This is a genomic window from Lutimonas sp. (genome assembly GCF_051011215.1).
GTDB lineage: Bacteria > Bacteroidota > Bacteroidia > Flavobacteriales > Flavobacteriaceae > Lutimonas.
This window is the reverse complement of record NZ_JBPCUJ010000134.1, coordinates 1-4171: the sequence shown is the minus strand read 5'-3', so window position 1 is coordinate 4171 and position 4171 is coordinate 1. Positions and strand designations below refer to the sequence as shown.

Annotated in this window: 2 protein-coding genes and 1 other RNA gene; all 3 read left to right on the top strand. The window is 37.6% G+C overall.

Translation table 11 applies throughout. The features are described 5' to 3' along the window. The first annotated feature begins 41 nt into the window (after window positions 1–41). Window positions 42–435, top strand: a transfer-messenger RNA (tmRNA) gene (gene ssrA, locus ACR2MV_RS13165). A gap of 696 nt (window positions 436–1131) precedes the next feature. Beyond that, window positions 1132–3465 carry a TolC family protein gene (locus ACR2MV_RS13160; protein WP_434022392.1) on the top strand — a complete coding sequence of 778 codons (2334 nt, stop codon included), beginning with the start codon at window positions 1132–1134 and terminating at the stop codon, window positions 3463–3465. Between the two features lie 21 nt (window positions 3466–3486). Further along, window positions 3487–4171: efflux RND transporter periplasmic adaptor subunit (locus tag ACR2MV_RS13155; protein ID WP_434022391.1), on the top strand; the 685-nt coding region annotated here is incomplete at its 3' end.

Genomic DNA, 4171 nt, shown 5'->3' with positions numbered 1-4171 from the left:
TGAATTTTATACATTTGTAGCCGTTTAAGTTCTTTACATTTGGGGATGACTGGTTTTGACAGCGAGATCAGTTGAAATATAAGCATGTCGAGCCATGAAATAGCACTCGTAAAAATCGATTTCAACTATTTAAACGGCGAAGATAATTACGCTTTAGCTGCTTAATCTGAATTATAGTAGGATGAGCCTAGTCCCGTTAGACGGGAAAGCTGAATGTCTCTTGAAAGCCTTGGTTAACGGCGTTCAGTTTTGAGGCATCGTAAAAGTAAACCTAGGAAGACCATTGTTTCGCTGGTCTTTCGAAACTAAAGAAACTAAGCTTAAAGTAGGTCGTTTTTAGTCGGCTTTAGGTCTACAACCAAATAAAAACTAAGCATGTAGAAAGTATTTTAGTTGCTTGTTTGGACGAGGGTTCGAGTCCCTCCATCTCCACGATCAAATAGAATCTGTTGCAATACAGGTTCGAAACAAAAAAAGACGCCGAGTTCACTCGAGCGTCTTTTTTTGTGAGAAGATGTTAATTGCTGCCAAGCAATTTGCAGATTCTATTTGCAGAATGGGAGTGACTAGGGCCCGGCGAAGCCAATCCCGAATACTCACTCGAGCGTCTTTTTTTATGAGAAGATGTTAATTGTCTTTGGAGAATTAAAAGAATGAAAATTCAAGTAAGGGTAACATATGGTCGGCACCAATAAGTGCAAGCTAAATTCCTCAATTTTACCGTGAAAAATACATAAGTAGTTAATAAATCAAAAGGATCAGATTTGGGTTACAGAATTAAGACAAATTCCTGGGATCAATTCAAGACGATCAGAGCCTACTGATATTCAAGAAAAAGAATATCGTGCATGTAGGAGCTTTATTGTTGTTTAATGAAGAATCTGTGAAAACGGAGAAATCGAGTGATTCTCTTTGGTACCTGAATTCAGATGCTTTGACACAAGCCTAAAGTATGAATTCTCCTAAATTTAAATGACCAAAAGTGCATCACTTAGTGAACTAAGGGAAACACTTATTTTTTCAGGCTTAGTCTTTCCCGTTCAGATAAGCCTTGAATGCGATCTACCTTTGTATCAGTTAAAAGATGAAGAAATAATTATCTCAACCAAGAAAAACCTAAACTCTATTACAATGAAAAAATTACTAAGCATTTTGATCACCTTCAGCTTAAGTCTGGCAGTTAATTCTCAGACATTGAATTTGGGGGTTATTACAGACTTTGAAAAATCAGCTGAGATTGATTCCCTCCTTGTCAATGCCGTGGAAGAAATCAAAAAAACCATAGGTCCGGCAAAGCAAATTAATTTGGATATAATCAACGGAGTTTATTATGGAGTTAATGATTTAAACACAGCGAAAAACGAATATCAAGGCTTATCAGAATCCCATGATTTTATCCTGCTCTTTGGATCGAACAGTATTAAAGGGGCCATAAATCTGAAATCCTTTGCAGTTCCAACAATTGGATTAGGTGTTATTGATCCTCATTTGCAAGACCTCCCTTATGACAACGGTGTAACTAATTATGATAATTTCAGCTATATCTGGGCCGCCAAAGATTTGGAAAAAGAGCTATCAGTATTTAAGCAAATCACCCCATATGAGAATTTAACAATATTGGTTAACGAATCTTCAGTAAATACCTTCAATGAGGAGAAAGGTCAGGCGTATATTGATTCTCTTGAGGAAAAATTATCCGTCCAAATTCAGGTACTTCAGATAAGTGACGAGATAAGGACCTCTCTTTCAGGGGTTAATTCAGATACTGACGCTGTATATCTATCCTATCTTCAAGGCAAAGACTCAACTGAGATAAAAGAGATTGCTCAATGGCTTAAATACAAACAGTTACCCTCATTCTCAAGTCAGAAGTTTCATGTTGATAACGGGATAATGGCCTGTATTTCAGATAAAAATGATTTTCAACAAGTTATTAGAAAACTGGCTATTATGGTAGATGAGGCCGTAAATGGAGAATCGCTATCACAAATGACAGTTAACATTAATTTTAAGGAGGATCTCTTTCTAAATTCTAGTACGGTTAACAAAATAGGTGCAGCATTATCCTTTGAGGTTCTGTTTACAGCCAACTTCATCGATGACGAGCAGAAGCTTCCTATCTATTCTTTAGAAGCTGTTATGGAGCGCGCCATAAAAAACAATTTTGGAATCAAGATCAGCAATCAGGATGTATCTCTAGCAATTCAAGATGCCAAGCTTGCAAAATCAGCTGTATTACCCTATTTGGATCTGGGTATTAATGGTCGTCAAATCAATGAGGAAAGCACCTTTGTATTATTTGACCAACCCGAGAGACGCTTGTCAGGTCAACTCAATCTAGACCAGGTAATCTATTCAGAGGAAGCTTTCGCAGGAATTAAAATCGCATACTATCTTCAGAAAGCTCAGGAATCAGCAACACAGGCTGAAATTCTTCAAATATACTATAATACCTTTCAAGATTATTTTGGAGTTCTTGTTGCCAAGACTTCCCTTCAAATAGAAACAGAAAACCTTGAGAATTTAAAAACCAATCTTGAGATGGCCAGAATTCGAGTAAATTCAGGAGATGCCAATCGAGCTGAAATACTAAGATGGGAAAGTGAGGTTTCTACAGCCAGTCAAAAAGTAGTGGAAGCTAATACAGTTTTATTCAACAGTAAGTATCTTTTGAATACGTCTCTAGCCAATACCCTAGAGGAAAAATATGATATCTCAGATATTACAGTTGATGACCAGATTTACACGAGATTCAGTTCAAGCGTTATTGCAAAATTTGTGAACAATCCAAGTGATTTGGATTTTGTGGCAAGCTTTCTTGTGAATGAGTCGATAAACAATAACCCGAATAAGCAAGGACTTTTGCAACAGATTAATGCAGTAGAAAGAAAGAATCTTCAAGATAAGAGGCTCTTGTATACACCAAAGGTAGGACTACAGGCACAAATGGCACAGGTTCTTGCGAGAGGAGGAGCTAATTCGAATGCGACTGACTTTAACATCCCGAACAACACATGGAGTGTGGGGATCGGCCTTTCATATCCCATTTTTACTGGGAATCAACGAAAAGTGAATCTTCAAACTTCAAGGATACAGCTTGATCAACTTAATAATTCTAAGGTTCAGTTGGATCAGCAATTGGAACTAGCCGTAAAATCTAGCTTGACAAATACAGTTGCGACCTCAACAAATATTGCTTTCAGTAAGACCGCCTCGAATAATGCAATTGCTAATTTCGAGTTAGTCAGAGACCAATATCAAGTTGGCGAGGTAAATATAACCCAACTTGTAGACGCACAGCAGTCTTCCCTTGGGGCGAAACTTCGATACTCTGTTGCCATATACGAGTACCTTCAGTCGCAATTGCAACTTGAATTTTCTGTTGGATTTTTCTCAATGTTCGCCTCTGAAGCCGAACTTCAAGCATTCAACAAAAGATTCCTTGAATACAGAACTAAACTTTAAAAATTAAAACAATATCATATCATGAAAAATTCTATTATAAAAATTAGTTTGCTGTTGGCCATTGTCCTTTCTTTTCAGTGTAGTAAGAAAGAAACTGCCAAAGTAGAAGTCCTGAGACCCATAAATTTCATGGCAGTAGGCACTGGAATCAGGGTACATACAAAATCATTTACTGGAATTGCTAAAGCAGGCAACGAAATCGAGTTGAGTTTTAGAGAATCGGGCGTAATTGAGCAAATAAACGTAAAAAAAGGTCAACGAGTCAAAAAGGGAGATTTGATCGCCACTCTTGATAATCTGGAGGCAAATCTCAACTTTCAAAGAGCCTTATCGGAAGTGAATGGTACAGAGTCTGCGATGAACACTTCAAAGGCCGAACTTCAACGTATCAAGTTACTTTATGAAAAAGGTAGTACCCCATTGAAGGAATATCAGAGTGCCAAGAACAGCTATCAGAGTACACTTGCTCAATATGAAGGGGCCTTGAAAAACAGAGAAATTCAAAGATCTCGTTTAAAATATGGCGTCATTCATGCACCATCCGACGGAATTGTTGCTAGAACTACTGGTAAAGTTAATGAGAGAGTACAAACCGGACATGTGTTCGCTATACTCAATGCCGGTGAGAAAATGAAGGTTGAACTGGAGGTTCCGGAGAATGTGATCAATCAAATAACAGTGGGTATGAAAGCAAAGATCGAATTTT